Consider the following 23,242-nt stretch of genomic DNA (forward strand, 5'->3'; position numbering starts at 1 on the left):
ACTATTGTCATCATAGGCATTTAAATATGTTCTTTCTTACCAGATCTGTATAATTTAGATCATGGAAGGCGGTATTTTGATATGTTAACTAAAAAGTCAAAAATTAAGCGGTTAATTCAATTAGTTAAATACGGTATAAGTATTGCAGTAATTATTTATCAATCTATTCAAAAAATCAACCGTATTCGTAATAAAGCCAAGGGACGCAAGCCATCGATTTATCCAGAAAAATAATAAAAATGAGCAGATTTGAAGTCTGCTCATTTTTAGTTATTCTACTTCACTTGAAACATTGAATGTCTTTTTGCTTTTTACCCAATGCACAAGTAAACCAATTACTAGACCAACTAATGCTGGAACTAACCATGAAAGTCCCATGCTTGCCATTGGCAATGTATTTCTCACCGCAGCTACAGCTAAACCAAAACTGCTTTGACTAACTACGCCTGGAAAGGCTACTACCATATCTCCTAATGCAGGGACAACAGTGAACAAGATTACCCAGAAATATACCACGCCATCTTTTTTGAATAATGGTGAGAAGCAGGATAACAAGATTAGAACCATTGATAATGGATATAAGAACATCAACATTGGAGTTGACCAAGCAATGATTTGATCCAAGCCGAAATTGGCAGCCAAGAATGAAGCTAAACAACTAAGTGCAAGCCAAGTATGGTAGCTTACCTTAGGAAAATGTTTATGAAAGTCTTGTGCAAATGCGGCTACTAAACCCACTGCAGTAGTCAAACAAGTAACAGTTAATAAAAATGCCAGTAAAGCTTGACCAAAAGCGCCACCGTATTCGTTAACGATTTGGTTAAATGCTACCCCACCGTTGTCTGAAACTTTAAAACGACCTAATGACATAGCACCCATTAAGATTAATAACAGGTAAATAAAACCTACAGCACTCATAGCTACTACACCAGATTTAGCAACGACTTTTGAAGCATTCTTAGGGTTCTTTTGTCCCATTGAGCGGACTGCAGTAACTACTGTTACACCGAAGGCTAAACCAGCTAAGGCATCCATTGTGTTGTAGCCTTCTAAGAATCCATTAACTAAAGCTGAATGCTTATAAGTAGCAGTTACGGCTGCGGTTTGTGGATTACCTAAAGGATTAACAAAGGCAACGACAAAGATTAAGAATAGCAATGCTAAGAATAATGGATTCAAAACCTTGCCGACATTAGATAGGATATTATTTTGATGATATGAAAAAGCAAAAGCTAAAACAAAGAATAAAGCGGAAAATACTAGTAATGCCGGACCTTGTATATTCTTGGGTACGAATGGAGCTACCCCAACAGTAAATGAAACTGTTGCCGTTCTTGGTGTCCCAAATAATGGACCAATAGTTGCATGAATTAGTATCATAAAGACTACTGCAAAAGTAGCACCAAGAGGCTTACCAACATCATACACGCCTTCTGAGCGTGTGATGGCAATTGCTAAAACCGATAGTAATGGTAATAATACACCGGTGATCAAGAAGCCAACAGCAGCGCTACCCCAATTAGCGCCAGCTAGTTGACCCAGATGCAATGGGAAAATCAAGTTCCCAGCTCCAAAGAATAATCCAAATAATAACGAAGCAACGACTAAATATTGCTTCCAGGTTAATTTTTGAGATGTATGGTCTTCCATAACACGTTCCCCCTATAGGAAATTGTTATCTGATCACAAAAAAAGTCCCTCAACCAAATTATCTCTGGTTGAGGGACGCTCTAGCGTGGTACCACCCTTTATTTATATTGTTATTACTAACAATACCTTTGACGTGCGGCCAATCAATATTGGCGATACGCCGGCACTATAACGGGTGCTCCCACTACTTCTTACTAAAAGTTAAGAAATAGAACTCGAAAGTGATTTTCATTCAATTTTGCCTTTCTCCCCTCACACCTAACGGGATTCGCTGTAAATTCAAATTGAATTACTCTTCTTTCTCTTTGTTTTCAGATGATTAAATTGTTAATAACTATTCTAATGAAATAGTCATATTTGTCAATAACTTTGTTCAAAAATTTTAATTATTAACTATGTAGTTCGGGAGTTTGACAGTTTGAGAGCTTTATTTTGGCCTTTATCCTTGATATAAAGCCTTTTTCTTTGTCAAATTTTTGCTTTAATAATTGCGTACTTTATCGTACTCTAATACAATTAGATTATCAATAATTCATCTAAAACCTAGAGGTATCAAGGCATGCGCGTTAAAGTAACCAAAAATAAAAATTCTCAATCTTTTTATGTAATTAAAGACGTCAATGTCGCTGGCAAACGGACAACTAAAATTGTGGCAGCGCTTGGTAATGAGAATCAGTTGAGAGAAAAGCATCCAGATTATGAACCCCTGGTGTGGGCAAAGAAACAAGCCAAATTACTGACACAGAAAGAAAAGGCTAACCAAAATTCCTTAATCAAGAGCTTTTCGGCTGCTAAACTGATTGAAAAAGACAAGCAACGCAGCTTTAATGTTGGTTATTTGTTTCTACAAGATATCTTGTCACAGCTTGGGTTAAAGCAAGCCTGCAAAAAGATTCAGGCACAAACTAGAATAAAATATGATTTGTATAATATTTTAGCTTTACTTATTTATGCGAGAATTCTTTCTCCTTCTTCTAAAAAATCTAGTCTAGCTTATATGCAAGAAATGCTTGGCGTCGATTTGCCTAACCTGCACGATATTTATCGTGCACTTAGTCTCTTATCTGAGCGCAAAGAGGAATTAGTTAGTGCTAGTTATCACCATAGTATTAATGTTAAGCCGCGTGATACGCGCATTCTGTATTATGACTGCACTAACTTCTACTTTGAAATTGAAGCAGCTGAAGATATGAAGCAATATGGCGTTTCTAAGGAACACCGTCCTAATCTAATCATTCAGATGGGGCTATTCATGGATGCCAATGGCTTGCCTTTAAGTTTTACCTTATTTGATGGCAATAAGAATGAACAACCATCCATGAAGCCGCTAGAAAAAGAAATAATGCGAGACTTTCACCTGTCCGATTTTGTTGTCTGCACTGATGCCGGTTTATCTTCTAACCAAAACCGGAAATATAACAGCTTCAGTAATCGACACTTTATTACTACTCAGTCAATTAAGAAATTAAAAAAGAATCTTAAAGATTGGGCATTAGATCCTAGTGGCTGGCAAAAGCCTAATGATAAAACTCAATACAATTTAAATGAGCTTAATCTAGAAACAGATGACAGTATCTATTACAAGATACGCCCGATTAATGAAAATGACTTAGAGCAGAATCTATTCGTGACCTTCTCTCCTAAATATTTGCGCTATCAACGCCAAATTTGCCAAGGTCAAATTGATCGAGCAATCAAACAAGCTAATTCCAAACAAAAGAAATAATCCCAATGATCCTGGACGCTTTATTAAGGAAAAACACTTTACTAAAGAAGGTGAGAAAGCCAATCAAGTTCAATACTTGATTGACAAAGAACGGATCAAGAAAGAGGAAATGTTTGATGGCTTCTACGGCATTTGTACTGATCTAGAGGCTTCACCGCTAGAGCTAATTAAAATCAATAAAAATCGTTGGGAAATCGAACGCTGCTTCCGCGAGATGAAGACCGAGTTTCAAGTCCGGCCGGTTTACGTAAGACGAGAGGATCGAATAAAAAGTCACTTTTTGGTTTGCTTCTTAGCCCTGCTGGTCTTTCGCTTATTTAAACAAGAAATACCAGGCTATAGCAGCTATGAATTAATTAAAACTTTACGCCAATTTAATCTCGCTGAAATCAGCGCAGGAGATTATATACCAATCTTCCAAAGAACAGATTTAACTGATAAAATTCATGATAGCTTTGGCTTTAGACTAGACCGTGAGCTAATCACACAAAAATATTTCAAAAAAATTTATAAACAGACCAAAAAAGAGAAAAAGTACGCAAAAAATTGAGCATGGTAAAAGCCCCAGAAAGCCTAATAAATAGGCAATCTAGGGCTTTTTTATCTTCTAAAACTGTCAAACTCAGGATTATATACTTTTGTTTGAAGATCAAAAAATAATGCAAAATAAAAAGCAAGACATGGATAAAGTAAAGTTCCAGCCCTGCTTTTTTAACTTAATGAAGTAATTTGATGCTAGTCCTGCTTTTTTAACTTAATGAAGTAATTTGATGCTAGTTTTCGCTAGTCCAGCCATCCTGCTCAAGCATCTTTTTAACACTGCTAATTGATAAATCTTTAACTGCAAAATGTAATTTACTTTCGCTGATAACTGTTTCTAACATCCTTATTACCCCACATTTAAATTGTTTTTTATTCCTTACACTTACTATAATAACACTTGTTATTTAAAAATCAAGCTACAAAGTAAATTCTTTCTTACTTTATTTGTAATTGTACAGTTCCTGATATTTAAACTTTTTCTTTATTTGTTCGCTCTTTAACTACTAAATAAATTAAGATAGCTGCGTTAAATAATCACTAGGCACATGATCACATAGCCACACTTCATCATTGCCTATGTAAAAATCAATTCCGTCTTGATAGGCTTTTTCTGCATTAATACGTAAAATTGCTGGATGAGAATCTCGTCTTTTTCCTACGGACATAGCCATTTCAATATCAGTAGATAAATGCACGTACTGTCGCCCCATCGGCAACAGTCTTTCTTTTTTAATACTCTTTAAAAAGCGATGAGCTGTTCCATGATATAGTACTTTAGGTGGAACAGCCTTTTTGCGTTTAATAATACCAGGTACTGAATGACCATATAATGCACAAATTGTGCCTTTTTTAATTTCAAAACGTTCTTTATCACTATCATGCATAATCTCACGAATTTTCATTTCAGTAAGTTTAGGACTAAAATGATGCATGCTATTCATTGCATTTAAAAAGTCTTGTAAATCTACAAAACCATATTCGTCTAACTTAAGTCCATATTTAGCTGGATTGTGACGCAAACAATAAGACATCTTTTTACTAATAAAAACATTATTGCGATGATCTGATCTTTCTTGCATGTTAATCTCTTTTCTTTAATTAATCGCGCAATTGCATTTGTTTATTAAAATAATTCTTGTAAGCTAAATAACCGCTAATTACTGCACCTAGGCCAGTAGCTGAAAGCAACATGAAGGTGATCATGATTTGGTACTTAATTGCATAGACCGGATTGACTCCTGCAAAAATTAATCCAGACATCATGCCGGGCAGATTAACCAATCCAACTGTCTTAGCAGAATCAATTGTTGGCTGCATTGCCGTTTTAATGCTTCTACGCAAAATTGGCATTGAAGCCATTTTAATGTCGCTTCCTAATGCCAATCTTTCTAAAACTGGTTCACGTAGATCATGAAAACTATTATTCAATGCTTTGTAACAAAGACCTACAGCTACCATTTCATTTCCCGCGATCATCCCTGTAATTGGAATGACTTGCATCGGAATAGGTTTAATCACTTCCGAAATGATTAATAAACCTAATGTAACATAAGTTCCTATTGCTTCTGCAACAATCGAATCGATTAATTTACGATGTGGATTTGGATTACGTTCATAGGCATTCCATGAGGCGTTGAAAATAATGATTAGGGTTGAAGCAAGAGTCAGCCATAATGCATTAACATGAAATATAAATTTTAGAATAAAGCCGATAATAATTAACTGTACAATAGCTCTAGCTACACTAACTAGAATATCTTTCGTTAAACCTAGTTTTTCTTTAGCTGAAATAGCAACGGATACAAGAACTAGTGCAAATGCTAAAACTAGAGACCAATTACTAACTACAACATTTTTCACTTTTTTATTCCATCCTTCTGAATCTGAATAATGTTAGTGGCTGAATTAATTTCACTCTGATCATGGGTAACTTGTATAATTGTTACTCCTTGTTCATAGATTGCTTTAATCAGTTGGTGAACAATGCATTTGCTTTGTTCATCAAGTCCCGTAGTAACCTCATCTAATAGTAAAACTTTAGGTAAAAAGATCAAATTACGAATTAATGCAACTCGTTGCTTTTCTCCACCTGATAAGGCCGTGATTTCTTTATTCAAAAAGTTAGCTGGTAAATCAACTTGTTCCAGTAAATCAGTTAAGTGGGACTGATTTACTGGCTTCTTTCTAATCTGATACGGGAAAATCAAATTATCTTTTACAGTTTTGCCAAATAGAGCTGGTTGCTGGAAGCAATAAGAAACAGCTCTTCGATACTTAATAGGATCAAGTTGTGTAATATTTTGTTTTAGGTATAAAATTTTACCTTCTGTTGGACTAATTAAATTAGCTGCTAATTTCAGAATAGTACTTTTGCCTATACCTGAAGGACCAACCAAAGTTAAAAAATCGTTTTTCTCAACTGAAAAAGAAATTTTTTGTAGAATTTGTTTATCTTTAACTCGATAACCTACTTGTTGTAATTCAATGATTGCCATAATTTGTCTTTCTAAATAATTAACTTGATATTACAAAAATTATGTAAAGCTAAAACACTATAAATACTTTGAACCTTCGGTAACAGATAATTTCGCCATTTTATCTATATTTTGCTTAATGAATTGTTTTACCCATTTAGGATTGGTTTTAGAATAATCGCGCAAGGCCCAACCAATTGCTTTATTGATGAAAAATTCTTGGCTTCCTAAATTATTTTGCAAGATCTTATTAAGTAGTTCCGTATTCATCTGCTCTTTTCGTAATAATTGGTGTTCAATTGCGATTCTGCGTAACCAAAAGTCATTATCTGTAGACCACCGCAGCATCAAAGAATTAATTCGCTTATCTCGCAAACCTAGGTTACCGATTGGCTTGATTAAACTGTCAATTGTGTCCCACCATTGTTTAGTTCGAGCAAAATGCTCGATTTTGGTCATTTAAGCGAAAGACAAATGCTTTTGCATCGCAATTAAATAATCACAAACAAAATATTGCATCTCACGATGAGGATCGGCCCATGCTTGATTCAGCAATGTCCAATCAATACGTTGTTTTTTCTTTTCTTCTAAAAGAAAATTATGATAGATTGCTCGTCTTTGTGGCGTATGGTAGCCATAGAATTCAAACTGATTTCGCATATAACTTGCTAATTGTTTAACTTTTTTAGGATTAAAATCTTGTTCAAATTGTTGCTTTAATTCTTGATAATTCATTTTTAGTCCTCAATATATAATTGCTAACTTCATGATATTTGTTTCTCTAATTAATTGCAAAAATAAGCCTTAATTCAGTGCTAAAATTTAAATTAGAATTGTGAAAGAAAGTGATCAGATGACAACCAAATTTATTACCAAGGACAGGGATGCCAGATTATATTTAATCTCTGATACGCATCTAATTGCAAACGAATTACATGATGATGGCATAGCTTTTCAGCATATGCGTGATACTAGTGCTGGTAAAGATCTTGATTATCAAGAAATTGCTTTAACTGCCTTCACTCGCATGCTTTTGAAGAAAAAACCTACAGCTTTAATTATTACGGGCGATTTAACTTTTAATGGTGAAAAAGCATCAGCTGAGCGATTGCATAAGATATTTGCACCTTTATTAAAAGCAGGCATTCATTTATTTACTATACCTGGTAATCATGACATTTTTGATGGTTGGGCTAGAAAATTTGAAAATGATAAAGAACTATATGCTGCACAAATTAGTCCTTTTGATTGGAAACGAATTTTTTCTGATGGCTATCAAAATTCCATTAACACTGATCCAACTTCACTTTCCTATAGTGTTAACTTAAATAAAAAATATCATCTCGTTTTTCTAGATACAAATATTTATGGGCAGCACGAATCAAACGCTTCACCTACTACAAATGGCGAATTATCAATGCAGCAATTAGAATGGCTAGCAGTTGATTTAGCTAAAGCTAGATCTAATAATCAGCATTCACTTCTTTTTATGCATCACAATCTATATGATCATAATAAAATTATTCACGGTGGTTATACATTAGATAATGCAGGTGATCTACGCAAATTATGCAATCAATATCATGTTGCGGCTGTTTTTTCGGGTCATATCCATGCTCAGAATATTATTCGTGGCGATTCTGAATGCTTAACTCCCGATATCGCTACTTCTTGCTTTTGTATGACTGATCAAGGATATGGGATAATTGATATTTCAATTGATCAGTTATCATATCAACGTTATTCTTTTACGATGTCTCCATATCTAACAGATAATGAAAAATCTCAACTACCTCAAAAAGCTTTTCAAAAATATTTAGCTGATATTTTTGATTTTACTAATCGCAGTCAGATGAGCTGGCTATACCGGGAAGTTACTAACCCTAAAGAACAAAAAGAGATTATTGATTTCATTGATCAACTTAATTGGAATTTCTTTGTCGGCAAAAGCAACTATTCCTCTGCACAAAGACAAAAGCTTAAAGCGAAAACAGCTTATCAGTTAATTACCCAAAAACTACCCGAGATGAAAGCATATTTAGATACTTTGTTGGCAGTAAATGAGAATAGTTGGAAATTAAAACTTGATTTTAAAGATGAATAATTATTCATCGATTAGCATACAAATAATGTAAGCGAATCACACCATCATATTTGGCAGGTATTTCGAAGGTCTGCACTTTAGTTGATTGCTTATCAAGGCCAGAAGTTTGTCTAGTGTACATTGTGATTGCATGGGGAACAACCGATTAACAAAAATACAAAATCGGCAGCGTGCATTGCTTTAAAAATCTGTTCGATTCCATCTTCGTATGCATCGAAAATTTGAACTTTACAATACTTCTTGATCTCATTAATAAAGCTAGCTGAATACTTATTGCCAACAACAACTAACTTCTTATCTTTAAGCCAAGTCAATTCCCGTTTATTACTTAGATAAATGGTGGGTTTTTGTTCTTGAATTCCTCTTTTACTTTTCTTTTTATGAGTAGTTAGATGTCGATGATTAGTAGAAAGAGCAAGCGTTTCATAAAAACGATCAACCCACCAACAACTTAATTCATCTAAATGACAACGGACAACCTTAGATAGTGAAAATTTAGGATTATCAACGATCGTAGCTGGAACAAATACTTGATAAGATTTGTTTTGATTGATGTCGTGTAAGATATATTCGCCTTGTTTCAATTCAAGATAACCGTAACTATATTGTCGTTTTTGATTTAACGATAAAAAGTCATTCATTACTTTTTGGTATTTTTGGTTTAACTTGTTTAATTGACGATAAGAATCTAGATTATCAATATTGCAATGTTCAATTAGTTGATTAATCATCAATTCTGGTGACATTATTTGTCTTTGTTGTTGATGCTGCAATTTCTTTAAAAGTTCGCTACGTTTTTTTCGAAGCAAACCAAGTTTTTTATTAAGGGCATTATTGGTTTGACCATGTTGTTTATTCTCTCTTTGCAATTTTCGAACTTGTTTTTCGAGTTCTCGCTCGCCTTTAGTTGCTGCTCGTTTTGTAAGTAGCAAATGCTCATTATTAGTTATTACTATTTGAATTAGAATAGCTAATAACTCATTTTGTTGCGTAAGATTTTTAATAAATTCTTGAATATCATCTCCAGGTCTTAACCCCTGCTCAACAAGCCAAGCTTGTTCTTTTTTTACTTTCTCAACCTGAGCTGTTTGAACATCAATTCTAGAAATAATTTGTTTTATTTTTTCTTCTTTTTTAGTCTTAATTGCTGCTAATTTCTTATTAAATTGGTGTTGCTGTTGTTCTAGTTTTTTTATCGTTCTCTCTTGTTTTTGATTCTTTAAAAGTAAAGCACTCTTTTCTGCCTGGACTTTTTCTACTTGCCTCTTTAATTTTTTGATCTTACTTCCATCTTCTGTAAGATGTTGACCTGTTTTAGTCTTTTTATTTTTCTGTTGTTTTTTTCTGATTTTAGCAAGTAATTCTTTCTTATGAGTGATTTGTTTATTATTATCAGTCTGTTTAAAGTCTAAATGAATACCATTAATCTTATATTCTTTTGCTAAACTCATATTATTCACCGCGCTACTTTCATATCTCGTACGTTAGTTCTAAATTAAATTATATCAAACATATGATCAGAGAAAAAGGCCAGAACTTAAAAAAGCTCTGGCCTTAATTAATATTCAGTTTTTTTGTAATTAACGGTAATCCTTAAGGAAATCCATCATCTTATCATAATCGGCATCATGTTCAGCGTCATATGCATCTTCGACCTTAACCACCTTATTGCCTTCAGTAACAATGCGATATTCACGCAAATCATTCTTTTCATTAGCAACAACAGTAATTTCGCCCTTACCAGGTGTTGAATACAAGGTTGGGTTAAGAACTTCATTTAACTTATCTGATAATTGTTGATTAAATGCAATTTGATTCATTTAAAATATCTCTTTTCTTAAAACATTTCCAACACGGATATTATAACACCAAGTTTATGAATTTACCAAGTGAAGTAAATAATTTACTTGGTAAAAAGTAATATATTACTTATTAAACTTCAGGTGCCATTGTTAACCAAATCCAATATCCTGTCATAAAAATAATTCCCAAGGTAGCTAAGAAAGTCATCATTTTTTCAAAAGCTCCGCCTACCTTATATCTATACCAGCTTCGTTTAAATTTATTTTTAGAAAATGGGGCTAACCAATGAACACCCTGCTTGCTAAAACTGTCCTCAACTAAATGCAAGAAATATCCAATTATTAATCCTAGCCAAATACTACCCCACCAATTAGGCAATTGACCTATTCTCAATTGAATTTTAATGAAATAATTCATTATGTAGAATAAACCCACAGAAAAAATTAACCAACCCAATAATGAATGGGTAATCCCACGATGACGAAGAAACAGACTGAAGTTTATCAGTGACTTTCGACTAGTTGTACTATTATATTCATCAATATCAGGCAAGGAAGCGCCAACTCCTGTAGCTAGTAAGATAATGACATTAGAAGATAAATTAGTTAAAAAGGCATTACTAGCAATTAAGCCTAGTTCTACAACTGCAATGCTACATAATCGATGTGATCGCGTTAGTATTTGACTTCACCTCACTTCCTAGTAATTAACTATATTGTAGCATGCAAAAGCTCAATATTAACAGTTATAGTCACTTTTCACTTTCGTGTGTATCAAAATAAATAAGCCATAAAAGCAACTAACTTATATGACTTATTTACTTCATCTTATATTGAGTACAAATCTTATTTAATCATGCATTGGAAAGACCTTATCTGGATTAATTACATCATTTGGATCAAAGGCTAATTTGATCTTTCTGAGCATTTCGACATAATCCTTACCATAATAATCTTCAAAGTATGGCTCTTTGGCGTAACCAATACCGTGTTCACCTGACATGTTGCCGTCTACTTCTTTGGCTTTCTTATACAATTCAGTAATAACTTCTTTGCTCTTTTTAGCGTAAACTTCCTTAGAATCGTCATCTGAGCAGAGATAGATGTGCAAGTTACCATCACCAGCATGACCAAAGTTAGGGATGCGCATCCCTACTTTCTTTTCCAATTCATCAATTCTCTTCAAAACATCAGGAATATGATCAATCGGCACTGAAATATCAACTTCATCCATCATTGGCGTTGACTTCTGAATTGCTAGCAATAGTTCTTCACGGGCTTTCCAAATTAATTTAGCTTCATCTGAATCAGCTGCTAAAACAACAGCTTTGCCGGCGTCAAATTGTCTAACGGTCTCTAATACTTGTTTAAGCTCAGCTTCAACTTCGCCCTTAGTAAAGGCATCAATCCCTACAATAATGAAACCATTGCCTTTAGATACTGGGGATTTTTAATTTGCATAACTTTCCCACAAGTCAATCACTTTGAGACCCATAAATTCAACCGTAGTCGGCACAACTCCTGAAGCTAAAATTGCAGGGACTGATTTAATTGCTTGCGTTAAAGTTGGATATGGGATCAAAGCATTAATAATTTCCTTAGGACGTGGATACAAACGAACAGTTACCTCAGTAACAACGCCTAATGTACCTTCAGAACCAATGATCAAATCTTTTAATGAATAACCGGAAGAGGATTTAACTGCCTTTGCACCGAATTTATAAAGCTTGCCATCCGCCAAAACAACTTTCAATTCACGAATGTGTTCTCTAGTTACACCATATTTAATTGCCTTCAAGCCACCAGCATTAGTATCGACATTACCGCCAACAGTCGCCCAGTGCATTGCTGGTGCTGGCATGTAAGTAAAAGGCTTATCGGCTAAAAATTCTTCCATGTCCTTTAGTCTAATCCCGGCTTGAACAGTCATCGTTAGGTTATTTGGTTCATAAGACAAAATCTTGTTCATCTTAATCATGTCTAAGGGAATACCGCCATCAACAGTTAAGTTTGCTCCCATTAAGCCGGTTGAATTACCGCGTGGCACGATTGGAATATGGTGATCGCTAGCATATTTTACAACCTTTTCTACTTCCTCGTTAGTTATGGGTTGAATAAAACGAGATCAGGCATTGCACGTACAGTCTTGAACTGATCATGATCCCAGTGAACAGTAGGTTTAGTAATAAAACGATCTTCATCCCCAATAAAAGAACGCAATTGCTCGAGATCTTCACTCGTAATCTTGTTATAACTCATCGAAGTAACTCCTTTCAAAATAATAATGTAAGCGGATTAATAACCACAGTTATATTTTAACGCCTTATTTGACTTAATTTAAATTTTTGAGATGAAATATTTTTCTATTTTAATAATTCTCTGATAAGTATTAATAAATCCACTATTGTAATAATTCACTATTACAGTTACAATTCTAAACAGATATTTTTAAGGAAAGGGATTTTTATGAAAGCACATAATTTTAGCTTAGACGGAAACCAACTAAAATTAATTGCGGTTTTCTTTATGATCTTTGATCATATTTATACGTATACTTTAATAGATGTTTTACCACAATGGTGCAGTTTGATTGCCGTTTTGTAGCACCGCTGTTTGTTTATTTCTTAGTAGAAGGATTCTTCCATACTTCTAATCGGAAACGATACTTATTTAGAATCTTAGGTGCCGCAGCGGTTACTTGGATTGGTGAGATTATTATTAACCTCGCCTTCCATAACACAAGCCACCTCACCCATACGATGACCGTCTACTCTGTTCTTGAGGGAAATAACATCCTAGTTACTTTGGCAATCTTTTTAGGTATCATGTGGGCTATTGAATTGTTTAGAGAAAACAAGCGTAAATGGTGGTACTTGATTTTAGCTATTTTCCTAACATTTCTCAGCGCGATATTTGAAGGTGGACTTTATCTTTTAGCTGTGTTGTTTATCTTCTACTTTGGTTACCATAAGCCAAAAATTGAATCATGGGGCATCTTTATTTGGTGCTTGCTTTTATTCATTAAAGCACTAATCACTGCTCACACAACCAGAACTGATTTATACTCCAGCTTAACTTTTACAGTGAGTGGATGATGGTATCGGTTTTGCCATTTATCTGGCTGTATAATGGTCAGCGCGGTAAAAAGAGCTGGATTACTAAATATTTCTTCTATATTATTTATCCATTGCATTTATGGATTTTGATGATTTTACATTATTTATTCTTTAGGTAAAAAAGCAATCAAAAAAACAGAACTCATTTTAAGATGAATTCTGCTTTTTTTAATTATTTAAATTATTTAGCAGGTGTTAAAACACAGAAGCACTTCAAATCAGGCGTTTGTGGTGAAGTATCAATTGGTAATAACTTACTTGTTGTATAGCCACTGTTCTTAAAGCGTTTCAAATCGCGAACCATCGTGTCTGGATTAGCAGAACCATAAACAATTCTTCTAGGTTTCATTTCTACTGCTGCATCAATAAAGCCTTGTGATAATCCTTTAACTGGTGGTGCAGTAATAATTACGTCAGCATTTTCGCCATTTTTAGCAAAACGAGCCAAAATTTGTTCTACACTGCCATTATAGAAGGTAATATTGTCAATCTTATTTTTCTTGGCATTGGCTCTAGCATCTTCAATAGTAACTTGAGCATTCTCAATTCCGCGAACAGAAGCCACATCTTTAGCTGCAAGCAGACCGAGTGTGCCTACACCACAATATGCATCGATTAATTTATCATCCGGGTGTAAATCAGCTAAGTTCAAAGCTAAATCCATAATCGTTTGTAATTGACTACCATTAGCTTGGAAGAAGCTCTTAGGTGAAACTTTAAATGTCATATCGTTAATTGTATCTTCAACATAGTCATCACCCCAAATTGGGATATTGCTCTTGCCAAAGATTTGTTCACTATCAGTCACATCTGTTGGTTTATGCGGGTTGTAGTTTAAAACAATTCCGTTGATATTATGCATAGTTTGGGTAACTAAACCCACAATTTCTGGTAAATCATAATGATCATTCTCATGAGTAACTAATGTAACAATCATTCCATTATTACTGTGCGAACGGCGAACATCAATATCACGAATAAAGCCTGTATTAGTTTCAGGATTATAAGCTGAAACCTTTAATTTACGCAAAATATCTCTCACGCCCAGAATATCTTGAGCTACATTCTCATTGGCAATTAAATATGAATTAAGTGGAATAAACTTAGCTGTTCTCGGTTCATAGAACCCCACTTCTAGTTGACCATTAATTTCTCGAACTGGTAAAACAAGCTCATTACGATACGTTAGCTTCTTAGGACTAGGGATAACGTCATTAACTGTAACATCATCCATTTCGTTCTTTTTAAGCAATTGTTCGATTCTGCTCTTTTTAAATTCCAATTGCTTATCATATTTATAATTTGCTAAACGTACATAACCATTATTAGCCCATTTTTCATTATCGCCCTGTACTCTATCAGGACTTGCTTTAACAATTTCAACACTCTTAGCAGCCATTGTGTTTTCGTGAACTGCTAAGACTTCAGCTTTAACTTTTTCGCCAGCCAGGAAGAGCATCACGTACAAAAACTAATTTGTCATTGTACTTGGCCAAGCCTCTTCCCTCCGGGGAAAGGCTTTCGATAGTTAATTCTACGATGTCGTTCTTCTTCATTTTAAATACGCCTCACATATTCAATCCGGTATCAAATATCCATAACTAAAGCCCATCAATAATCTTCTTAACTATATGATATTAAAATTTACTGACATGGTCAACTTAAAAGGAGCTGGCTTAAGCTAAAGTCACTATCACTTTCTATTCTATACGAGGTTGAGACCCATTTAAGTAAGTAGTGCATTACTATATGCTTAAACTAATTTATATATTAATAAACTGATTTTATTGAAAACTATCCAATTTAATGAATCCTTATCAAAATCAGCTAATCTTGTCCCTGTATAGATTATATATACCAATAAAGCCATCATAGCACTTTTACCAGTACTTGTAATTATTTTTACACTAGACCAAAGAAAAAAACATTGCTATTTATTGCAATGCTAATATAGTTATTCCGGATGATTTAAGCATATACTCTTTGCTTAAGCACCCCGACGAATGGCAAATTACGGTAAAGACCGTTGTAGTCTAAGCCGTAACCAACTAGAAATTCATTAGGTGCTTTAAAGCCATAATCATCTGCATGAAAATCTACTACACGTGTTTCGGGCTTGTCAAGCATCGCAATTACTTCAACGCTCTTAGCACTCCGACCGGCCATTACCTTAGTCAAGGCTTGCAAAGTTCTGCCAGTATCAATAATATCTTCCATAAAGATAACGGGACGACCTTGAACATCTGACTTGATATCTTGCGTAATCTTTACATTGCCAGTTGAACTCGTGCCAGCATAGCTTGAAGCCTTAATAGGATCAATAGTTAATTTGAAAGTCAATCGCTTAATCATGTCACTGGCAAATATCATTGCCCCATTCAGTACAGGAATGACGATTGGCTCCTCACCCGCGTATTTTTCATTAAGGCGAGCTGCCATCTCATCCATGCGGCTATTAAGTTGTTCTTGACTGAATAATACTTTTTCAATATCGTTGTTCATTCTGATCATTGTTCCCTTTCAAATTAGTTAACGATCAGATTTTAACATATTATTTTATTAATTAACAGCTTTTTTGACCGAAAATAAGTTATTTTGCTAATTAAAGCAAATTATGCAATTATATTGTTCGTGTTTTACCAAATGTGATAAATGAAATCCTTTTCAAAAATTTGTTATAATTGTAATTAAAGAGGGTGACCTAATGTCTTTGCCTACAAATAATTATGTAATCAAAAAAATATGGTATTCCTACTCAAGTAGCAATTTGGGTTGGTAATCCATATATTCCTTAGCATGATTCCGAAATTCCTGGTGGGAAGCTTGGTGAACTATTAACTATTAATCAAAATGGTAAATGTATTGTTCAATCAATGGTTTTTAATAGTGAACAACGAAAATCAATTATCGGAAAACCACCAGAAAAATTTAAAATTTCGAGTGAACTAGCTCAAAAATTTCTAAAACGAATTTTAATTATCTTAAATTATATAGGTGAACTTAAACATGACACTATAATTTCCCCTAAAGAAACCGAAATCACCTTAGAGAATAATTCTTCTCTTACCCTTTATAAATTATGAAGATAGCAATGAGCTTGCTCTATATAAGCTTTCTATGGATATTCGAAATGCATTAGATAGAGCTGACTTAATGGTTTTTGACGGTAATAATCATGAAGATTTTATTGATAAAATGGAAATTCAATATAAAGAAAATAGTGGCTATGAAGAAAGATTAACATTGAATCGTCAGAGAGAAACAATCACTTATCACCGTAAACAACCTGACAATTTAAAGGTAACATCAACCTACTTTTTCACGGATCAGATCAGTAAAATTTTAGATAACTTAAATCCAATTGATTTTACTACTACAATCCCTGGATTGCCTAAAAACGTTGTCGTGTCCTCTACTGATTTAGGTCAATTTAAATGTAAAATTGTTCGACGCAAATTAAAGACTATTCAAATTAGTGGCGATTACGAAAAATATAGCTTACCTGCTCCGTGGAACGAGTTAATGAAATTATTGCATGAAATACTAGATATTCCTGCGACGGGGCCACTATTAGATGAACATTTTTATAAACGTAGACGGCGCTGTAAAGACGATTATATTTATTTGACTGTAACATTTGAAGAGTATGGTAAAAAATATAATTATCTTACTGATGATGATTCCATTATGGTGGGTGATTGGGTACTTGTTCCAGTAGGATCAAATAAACAAACACATCAAGTACTAGTGATTGCTAAAAATTACTATAAAAAAGATCAGGTTCCTTATCCTTTACACAAAATAAAAAAAGTAGTAAGAAAAATAGAACCTGACGAATAAATTAAGGAAGCGATTAATATGCTTAATAAAAAAACTATCATTAAACTGATTTCTGCTTTGCCAATTGCATTAATAGCGATTAGCCCTAACATAGCGTATGCGGATAATAGCGGCGGCGAGCAGTCTTCAAGTGAAACTTCGCAAAGTAAAGAATCTGTCTCTTATCAATCTGCTTACTGGCGTTGCATTAATAAGGAAAATGGCCAAGTCTTGCAAACTATGTACGCTGATACGGTTAAAGTAGTAGATGGTGTCCCTGAACGCAAAATGTTTAACCTGGGACAAGTGCCTAAGCAAATTGGTGATTACCAGTTGGCTGGTCAAGTTACTACTAAACTCGAAGTTGATCCCAGTAATCCTAGTGGCATGACTTATATCGATTGCGACTATTTACCTGCTCACCATAGTGAAGCTGATGAACATCATATTCAACCTGATAAACAACAAAATATTGTCAATGATGCGAAAAAAGCTTATCGTAACTACCATCATACGGATAAAGGCTTTGTCGCACCAGGCTACTACGATCAGCACAATCAATACCATCCTACGATGTCTCTAGATGAATGGCGACAGAAAAACAAGATGCCAGGTACTGTTACTCCGGGACCAAATAGCAAAACGCAGATTGCTGCTGCTAAAAATAAAGCTAAAAAGCAGGAGAAAAACAAAGTACCAGGTAGCAAAGAAAAAGCTAAAAAAGCTGCAATGGCCAAAAATAAAGCTGAGGTTAAGGCACAAAACAGAAACGCAAATATCTTAAAATTTGTTGTTATTCCGTTAATCGCTTTAGCAATCATTAGTATTTTCATCCCTTGGCAAAAAATTAAAGGCAAGCATTCACACAAATAAAAATAAGAGCTGAGGATCAATTTCCCCAACTCTTTATTATGCTCTATTACTTTTGCAAAACAAAACGTTCGATTGCTTCAGCTACACCGTCATGATTATTATCGGCTGTAGTAATGAAATCACATTGATCTTTCATCTCCGGATTCGTGTTAGCCATTCCCACGCCTAAGCCAGCAGCCTTAATCATTGATAAATCATTAAAATTATCACCTAACGCCATTGTTTCTTCTGGCTTAATGCCTAGTTTACGCGCTAACCACAACAATCCTGCACCTTTATTAACTCCTTGATGGTTGAATTCCAAGTAACGGTTAGAAGAATATGATACGTCAAGTTCATTAGTTAAATCGCCTAAATCTGCAGCAATTTCTTTTAAATATGGCATATTAGGATTGCCATATAATTCTTTAGCAATCTCTTGACCTTTTAAGAAATCAAGGTTGTCATTATCAATTATCCGATATACATGACGGCCGTTAATATATTTATTTTCTTCTTTATTAGTATTGTAGACGTACAGCATATCCTTGGTATACACGTGAATGCAAACATCATATTTTTGCCCCAGTTGATAAAGTTGATTAGCCATCTGCCAAGATAGTCCTTGAAACTTCATTACCTGATTATCTTTATTCTCAGTAATGCATCCCCCATTAAAAGAGATGACATACTCATTAGGCTGATCGATTAGATTAATCTCTTGCAAAGTTTGCGTAATAGCTTTAAATCCGCGTCCTGTTGCAGGAACAAATTTTACGCCCATCTTGGTAACAGCTGCAATTGCTTTGCGATTACGTTTACCTACGTGAGTATCATCATTTAATAAAGTTTCATCCAGATCACAAGCGATTAGTTTATACATACAACTCCAACTTTCTATTTTGAATACGTTTTCAGTATAAACTAAAAATATAAAAAATGCATTGAGTGAATAAAAAAGACGACACACAATAGTATCGTCTTTCTTGCTTGTATTTAAAACTAAATGATTAATCTTCCTTACGTTTCTTCACACCAGCTAAACCAATCATACTCATCGCTACTGCAGCACCACCTAAGATAAATGCAGCTGCGTCAGTCCTCTGATCATCACCAGTCTGTGGCAACGTGTAGTGAGCTTGACCATTCTTATCGATATAACCAATCACTTGTCCATTTGGCCCAATGATATTTCCATTAGAATCAATGTGTTCACCATGAGGAAGAACATTATTATTCCAATCGCCATTTTGACCATGAGGAGCATTATTGCTACTCCAGTTAGCTGGCTTATTGCTAGTTGGTTTTGGAGTATTATTGTTCTGCTTTTGTTGTTGCTTATGATGTTTTATTGTTGTTGTCTTAGGAACATCAGGCTCTTTAGATTTTGTTGGCTTATCCGGAACTGCCGGCTTATCTGGCTTATCAGGTTCTGTCGGCTTTTCTGGTGTTGGTGTCTTCGGAGTTTTAGGACTTTCCGGAGTTGTTGTTTTAGAAGCATCGGGAATAACAGTCGGAACTGTTGGAGTATTTGGTACTACTGGATTTTTATCCTTCGTGTAGATCACAGGTGTATCCTTAGTTGGATCTTGTGGCGTTACCTTATCTTTCTCTGGGGTCATGTCCTTAATTTCAGGAACTGGCTCATTAGCTACAACTTCAGTTGGATCATCTGAATCAGTTGGATACATTGGAGTTGGAGCATCAGGGATTTGTTTGCCATCTGGATCAATTGGAATAATCTTACCATTTGGCGTGTAAGTTACAGTAACTTCTTTCTTAAGATCGTCTGGAGAAACGGTTGTTCCACCAGCAGTACGCTTATCTGCATGATAGCCATTAACTACCAGGGTATTTTCATTACCAAAAGTATGACTAGTTACATTCCAGTCAGTATCAGCGATGATCTTCCCAGTAACATTGTCAAATGTAATCTTCTTCGTAAAATCAAAGGTTTGGGTCTTATCAGCTGGAGTTTTATCGCCTGCACCTAGATAATGAACGATCTGCGTAGCAGTTTCTTTCAAGTTCTTCAAATCAGTACCCATCGGATACTTAGGACCATCTGGATACTTAGGATCAATTGGTTCACCCGGCTTGCCTGGTTTTTCAGGAGTTACCGTTGTGGTTGTGTGCTTAACCAAGATAGTTACAGTATGATTACCCTTCGTAATTTCAGTCGGAATAGTCACATCTGGGTTCAATACTTCATAACCTTTTTCAGTAAGAGTCTTGATATTGCCATCCTTATCATAGCTGAACTTAGTACCAACGTCTTGAGTACCAGAATTCTTACCATATTTATCTAAGTCCTTGTTATCAGTTATGTCATGAACTGTGACAATCAATGAACCTTGATTCTTGGTTGGTTCTGCATCTTTATCGTAAGTTACAATCGCGGTAAAGTCTTGACTGGTTTGATCGATATTCTTAATGGCCTTAACGTTGCCATTACCATCATTATAGTTATCACTTACGTTAGTTACATGATAGCCAGAAACTATTGGAGAAATCACTGTATCGAATTGATTACCATCTTGAGCAGTCCAAATGATATTCTTAGTTTGATCTTTAAGCTCATTGCCGCTAGCATCAGTCCACTTTTTAGTTACTGAATCATAATAAGCAGTGCCATTAAAGTGAAGTGATGCCATCTTGTCACTAGGAGCTTTAGATTGATCACCATTAACAACATACTTAACAGTTTCAGTAACCGTCTTTTGCAAGTCATCGTGTTTAAGACCATTTCCTGGCTTGTCTGGTGTTACTGAAATTACATTGTGGTCAACGTAGATTACAAGATGTTGGTTACCTTTAGAAATTGTAGTAGGAATTTTAATTTCCGGATTAAGAACTTTGTAACCTGCACTAGTTAATTTATCGATATTGCCTTTAGTATCATAGCTAAACTTAGTACCAACATTTTCATTACCACTATCTTTGGTATAGCCTGAAACATCTTGGTTATTCTTAATGTCATGAACAGTTACAACAATAGATCGTTGATCGACAACCGGCTTAGGAGTGTCTGGGTTCTTAGCGTAGTTAATGGTAATTAGAATATCACCATTACTATGGTTAATGGTCTTACCTGCAACTGTACCAGTAGTTGAGTCAACATCAGTAGCCACTTCATTGGAAGTAGAAATACCAGTAATATGATATCCATTGGTCTTAGGTCCAATAACTTTGGCGAATGAGCCTTCATCATTATTGCCACCTTTAACTGTCCAAACCATACCGCTAGCAATACCAGTAATCTTGCCACTCTTATCAACGGTTACCCATTGACCAGTTACTTTATCAAGAACACCACTTGCTACGAATTGAATTTCTTTTTTAACTGATGGAATATTCAGACCATTGCCAACATAATTAATTGTCCGAGTAATGGCCTTAGTCAACTGTTGTGGCTCAGTTTCGTTTGAACTGAGACCTAAAAATTAGACAGTTTAAAATACAGGATTAATAATCCCAGTTAAAGGAGCTTTTTCTATGTTAGTTGTAGTTTGTTTAGTTTGAAAAGGATCTGGAGAAACAACTTTTGTTTCTACTTTTTCCAAGAAATCCCCAATTTTACCAGCATCATAGTTTGTTGAAGGATCAATAATTTCTATATTATTAAAATCTTTAATTTTATTTTTATTGATATCGTTATAGGATTCAACATAATTATAAGTTCTTCCATCAACAGTCAACTTATTAGGAACAGCGTTAGAATCAATAGTATAACTTTCACCACCAAAAATTCCGTCTTTCCCATAATTAACAATTTTGCTACCCAATACTTTTCCAGTGTCTGCATTTACATAATAAATATGTTGATTAACTTTTTCAGGAGTATTAGTTGATGAAGCTACCCAAGTACCGGCATCATTTTTGCCATTTAGTCCAAGAGTCCAACGTCGATGAAGACTAGGTGCTGCATAACTTCCAGAACTATGTTTATCAACATTTTTACCATCAATATAAGCAGCATTATAAGTAACACCATTAGTAGTAGCTGAATTTGAATAGATAGTATATTGCCCGTTAATACCTGGGTGTTCACTATTATTGATATTTACGATACTAGGCTTTCCAGCTTTGGTATCTAAAGTTTTAGCAAGCACGGTATTATATGTAGTCCCAACATTATTTGAAACGTAGAAATAAATTTTTTCACCAGGATTACTTTTATCGGTTGCTAATACTATATGCTGTGTGTCACCTAAATATTGTTTTTGAGTTTCATTCCAAACACCATTTGATAATTCTACAAATGGAATTTTACTTGTATCATTTACAATGTCCTTCACATTTTGAGGAATTGTATCCGTATTAATAGTTCCTTTAGCCTCAATATCATTAATATTTACCGAATCCTTATTCTCAGTTGAAGTCGAAGATGCAGTAGCAAATGAAGCTCTCAACAAACGCTTTATTTGTTCTTCTGACATCTTTGTATTGTCAGAAGAAAGACCAGCTGCGTTGCTGCTTGCAGGTATATCTAGTGTAGTAGTTTTAGGAATATTGGTTTTACTTTTCTTATTAATAGTTTTTGCAGCAATATCTGTTTTTTCAAGTTTGTCAACAGTATTAGCTTTTTCAAGTTTAGCTTTACCTAGCTTACCTGCATCTGCAATTTTTTCAGTAGCATTAATTGTGACTTTATTGTTAGTCTCAGTCTGTTCATTATTTACAGGATTTTGGGCATGCAAAGAAGTTTCATTTGACTGAGCACTCTTTTGGCTACTATTAGCAACTTGATTATTAGCTTGAGTCCGTGAAGTAGTAGTTTTACTTGATTGAGTAGGTGTCTCTACTGCCCCCCCCATTTTGCTTTGAGGTGCTTGAACTTCAGCATCTTTAACTGAAGTTTCATCCTTAGTGATTGATTCTTGTGCTGTCTTATTTTGTTCAGCAGAATCGCCATTGACTTGTACAACTACTTGTGTGTTGTCCCTAACTTTTGGTGTCTCTGTCTCGCTCTTATTTGCAGTTTGATCACCATTAGCATTATTTCCGTTCTCGTTATCACTAGCTTGAACAACATTACCATTACTCATCCAGAGTGTTGTTCCAAGCAATACAGAAGCAGCACCGATTGTCAATTTTCTAATTCCGAAGTGTGATTGACGTTCAGCAACTTGCTCCATCCGTTTAATATGATATTC

General features: G+C 34.7%; 22 protein-coding genes, 2 pseudogenes and 1 other annotated feature. Of the genes and pseudogenes, 9 read left to right on the forward strand and 15 right to left on the reverse strand.

Features of this window, described 5'->3' with window-relative positions:
* Positions 1-81 precede the first annotated feature (81 nt).
* Positions 82-234 carry a hypothetical protein gene (locus BLP58_RS12065; protein WP_013854050.1) on the forward strand — a complete coding sequence of 51 codons (153 nt, stop codon included), beginning with the start codon at positions 82-84 and terminating at the stop codon, positions 232-234.
* 36 nt (positions 235-270) lie between these two features.
* Here BLP58_RS12065 and brnQ read toward each other — a convergent pair whose 3' ends face one another.
* Positions 271-1,650 (reverse strand): branched-chain amino acid transport system II carrier protein, encoded by a 1,380-nt coding sequence (brnQ, locus tag BLP58_RS03830; RefSeq protein ID WP_013854051.1) that lies wholly within the window; start codon positions 1,648-1,650, stop codon positions 271-273.
* Between the two features lie 68 nt (positions 1,651-1,718).
* Positions 1,719-1,965: a binding site (T-box leader), on the reverse strand.
* Positions 1,966-2,209: 244 nt separating this feature from the next.
* Here brnQ and BLP58_RS03835 point away from each other — a divergent pair.
* Together BLP58_RS03835 and BLP58_RS12200 are read left to right on the forward strand one after the other, a co-directional pair.
* Positions 2,210-3,376 (forward strand): IS1634 family transposase, encoded by a 1,167-nt coding sequence (locus BLP58_RS03835; protein WP_201780431.1) that lies wholly within the window; start codon positions 2,210-2,212, stop codon positions 3,374-3,376.
* Positions 3,333-3,926 (forward strand): IS1634 family transposase, encoded by a 594-nt coding sequence (locus BLP58_RS12200; protein WP_202898894.1) that lies wholly within the window; start codon positions 3,333-3,335, stop codon positions 3,924-3,926. Before BLP58_RS03835 ends, BLP58_RS12200 begins: the two co-directional genes overlap by 44 nt.
* A 505-nt stretch (positions 3,927-4,431) precedes the next feature.
* Here the strand turns inward: BLP58_RS12200 and BLP58_RS03840 are convergent.
* The 4 genes and pseudogenes from BLP58_RS03840 to BLP58_RS03855 form a co-directional block, all read right to left on the reverse strand.
* The gene (locus BLP58_RS03840) at positions 4,432-4,998 is read right to left on the reverse strand and encodes an RNA 2'-phosphotransferase (protein WP_013854052.1); all 567 of its coding nucleotides are present in this window, start codon (positions 4,996-4,998) and stop codon (positions 4,432-4,434) included.
* A gap of 19 nt (positions 4,999-5,017) precedes the next feature.
* Entirely contained in the window at positions 5,018-5,779 is a 762-nt protein-coding gene (locus BLP58_RS03845; protein WP_013854053.1) for an ABC transporter permease, read from the reverse strand.
* Positions 5,776-6,414, reverse strand: a complete 639-nt coding sequence (locus BLP58_RS03850) for an ABC transporter ATP-binding protein (protein ID WP_013854054.1) — start codon at positions 6,412-6,414, stop codon at positions 5,776-5,778. Before BLP58_RS03850 ends, BLP58_RS03845 begins: the two co-directional genes overlap by 4 nt.
* A gap of 57 nt (positions 6,415-6,471) precedes the next feature.
* Positions 6,472-7,128 (reverse strand): annotated as a pseudogene (locus tag BLP58_RS03855) (DNA alkylation repair protein).
* Between the two features lie 118 nt (positions 7,129-7,246).
* On the opposite strand from BLP58_RS03855, the gene BLP58_RS03860 reads away from it, so the two are divergent.
* On the forward strand, positions 7,247-8,497 hold the full coding sequence (locus tag BLP58_RS03860; protein ID WP_013854055.1) for a metallophosphoesterase family protein: 1,251 nt from the start codon (positions 7,247-7,249) through the stop codon (positions 8,495-8,497).
* 110 nt (positions 8,498-8,607) lie between these two features.
* Here BLP58_RS03860 and BLP58_RS03865 read toward each other — a convergent pair whose 3' ends face one another.
* The 4 genes and pseudogenes from BLP58_RS03865 to BLP58_RS03880 form a co-directional block, all read right to left on the reverse strand.
* Positions 8,608-9,948, reverse strand: coding sequence for a hypothetical protein (locus BLP58_RS03865; protein WP_013854057.1), 1,341 nt, complete (start codon positions 9,946-9,948; stop codon positions 8,608-8,610).
* 129 nt (positions 9,949-10,077) lie between these two features.
* Complete coding sequence (locus BLP58_RS03870) at positions 10,078-10,317, reverse strand: hypothetical protein (RefSeq protein WP_013854058.1); 240 nt, start codon at positions 10,315-10,317, stop codon at positions 10,078-10,080.
* Positions 10,318-10,429: 112 nt separating this feature from the next.
* Positions 10,430-10,981, reverse strand: a complete 552-nt coding sequence (locus BLP58_RS03875) for a metal-dependent hydrolase (protein WP_025084160.1) — start codon at positions 10,979-10,981, stop codon at positions 10,430-10,432.
* A gap of 168 nt (positions 10,982-11,149) precedes the next feature.
* A pseudogene (locus BLP58_RS03880) lies at positions 11,150-12,558 on the reverse strand (FAD-binding oxidoreductase).
* A 207-nt stretch (positions 12,559-12,765) separates the two neighbouring features.
* On the opposite strand from BLP58_RS03880, the gene BLP58_RS12070 reads away from it, so the two are divergent.
* From BLP58_RS12070 to BLP58_RS12205, 3 genes are read left to right on the forward strand one after another with little or no spacing between them, the layout of a single operon-like run.
* Positions 12,766-12,903: a hypothetical protein gene (locus BLP58_RS12070; protein ID WP_013854060.1), complete on the forward strand. Its 138-nt coding sequence runs from the start codon at positions 12,766-12,768 to the stop codon at positions 12,901-12,903.
* Positions 12,876-13,394, forward strand: coding sequence for a TraX family protein (locus BLP58_RS03885; protein WP_013854061.1), 519 nt, complete (start codon positions 12,876-12,878; stop codon positions 13,392-13,394). The genes BLP58_RS12070 and BLP58_RS03885 overlap by 28 nt, the downstream gene beginning before the upstream one ends.
* Positions 13,394-13,534: a TraX family protein gene (locus BLP58_RS12205; protein WP_250825608.1), complete on the forward strand. Its 141-nt coding sequence runs from the start codon at positions 13,394-13,396 to the stop codon at positions 13,532-13,534. The genes BLP58_RS03885 and BLP58_RS12205 overlap by 1 nt, the downstream gene beginning before the upstream one ends.
* Positions 13,535-13,596: 62 nt before the next feature.
* Here the strand turns inward: BLP58_RS12205 and rlmD are convergent, their stop codons facing one another.
* The 3 genes from rlmD to hpt form a co-directional block, all read right to left on the reverse strand.
* The gene (gene rlmD, locus BLP58_RS03890) at positions 13,597-14,874 is read right to left on the reverse strand and encodes a 23S rRNA (uracil(1939)-C(5))-methyltransferase RlmD (RefSeq protein WP_013854063.1); all 1,278 of its coding nucleotides are present in this window, start codon (positions 14,872-14,874) and stop codon (positions 13,597-13,599) included.
* Entirely contained in the window at positions 14,846-14,971 is a 126-nt protein-coding gene (locus BLP58_RS12620; RefSeq protein ID WP_013854064.1) for a TRAM domain-containing protein, read from the reverse strand. Before BLP58_RS12620 ends, rlmD begins: the two co-directional genes overlap by 29 nt.
* A 412-nt stretch (positions 14,972-15,383) precedes the next feature.
* Complete coding sequence (gene hpt, locus BLP58_RS03895; RefSeq protein ID WP_013854065.1) at positions 15,384-15,917, reverse strand: hypoxanthine phosphoribosyltransferase; 534 nt, start codon at positions 15,915-15,917, stop codon at positions 15,384-15,386.
* A 615-nt stretch (positions 15,918-16,532) separates the two neighbouring features.
* Here hpt and BLP58_RS03900 point away from each other — a divergent pair.
* On the forward strand, positions 16,533-17,255 hold the full coding sequence (locus BLP58_RS03900) for a hypothetical protein (protein ID WP_025084157.1): 723 nt from the start codon (positions 16,533-16,535) through the stop codon (positions 17,253-17,255).
* Between the two features lie 18 nt (positions 17,256-17,273).
* On the forward strand, positions 17,274-18,107 hold the full coding sequence (locus tag BLP58_RS03905) for a hypothetical protein (RefSeq protein ID WP_013854067.1): 834 nt from the start codon (positions 17,274-17,276) through the stop codon (positions 18,105-18,107).
* Positions 18,108-18,153: 46 nt separating this feature from the next.
* Here BLP58_RS03905 and BLP58_RS03910 read toward each other — a convergent pair whose 3' ends face one another.
* The 3 genes from BLP58_RS03910 to BLP58_RS03920 all read right to left on the reverse strand — a co-directional run bounded on the left by BLP58_RS03910 (position 18,154) and on the right by BLP58_RS03920 (position 23,224).
* Positions 18,154-18,969, reverse strand: coding sequence for a Cof-type HAD-IIB family hydrolase (locus BLP58_RS03910; RefSeq protein ID WP_013854068.1), 816 nt, complete (start codon positions 18,967-18,969; stop codon positions 18,154-18,156).
* 127 nt (positions 18,970-19,096) lie between these two features.
* Entirely contained in the window at positions 19,097-21,490 is a 2,394-nt protein-coding gene (locus tag BLP58_RS03915; RefSeq protein ID WP_025084156.1) for a mucin-binding protein, read from the reverse strand.
* A 48-nt stretch (positions 21,491-21,538) separates the two neighbouring features.
* Complete coding sequence (locus BLP58_RS03920; RefSeq protein WP_025084155.1) at positions 21,539-23,224, reverse strand: YSIRK-type signal peptide-containing protein; 1,686 nt, start codon at positions 23,222-23,224, stop codon at positions 21,539-21,541.
* Positions 23,225-23,242: the final 18 nt, after the last annotated feature.

It is taken from the genome of Lactobacillus kefiranofaciens, assembly GCF_900103655.1.
Taxonomy (GTDB): domain Bacteria; phylum Bacillota; class Bacilli; order Lactobacillales; family Lactobacillaceae; genus Lactobacillus; species Lactobacillus kefiranofaciens.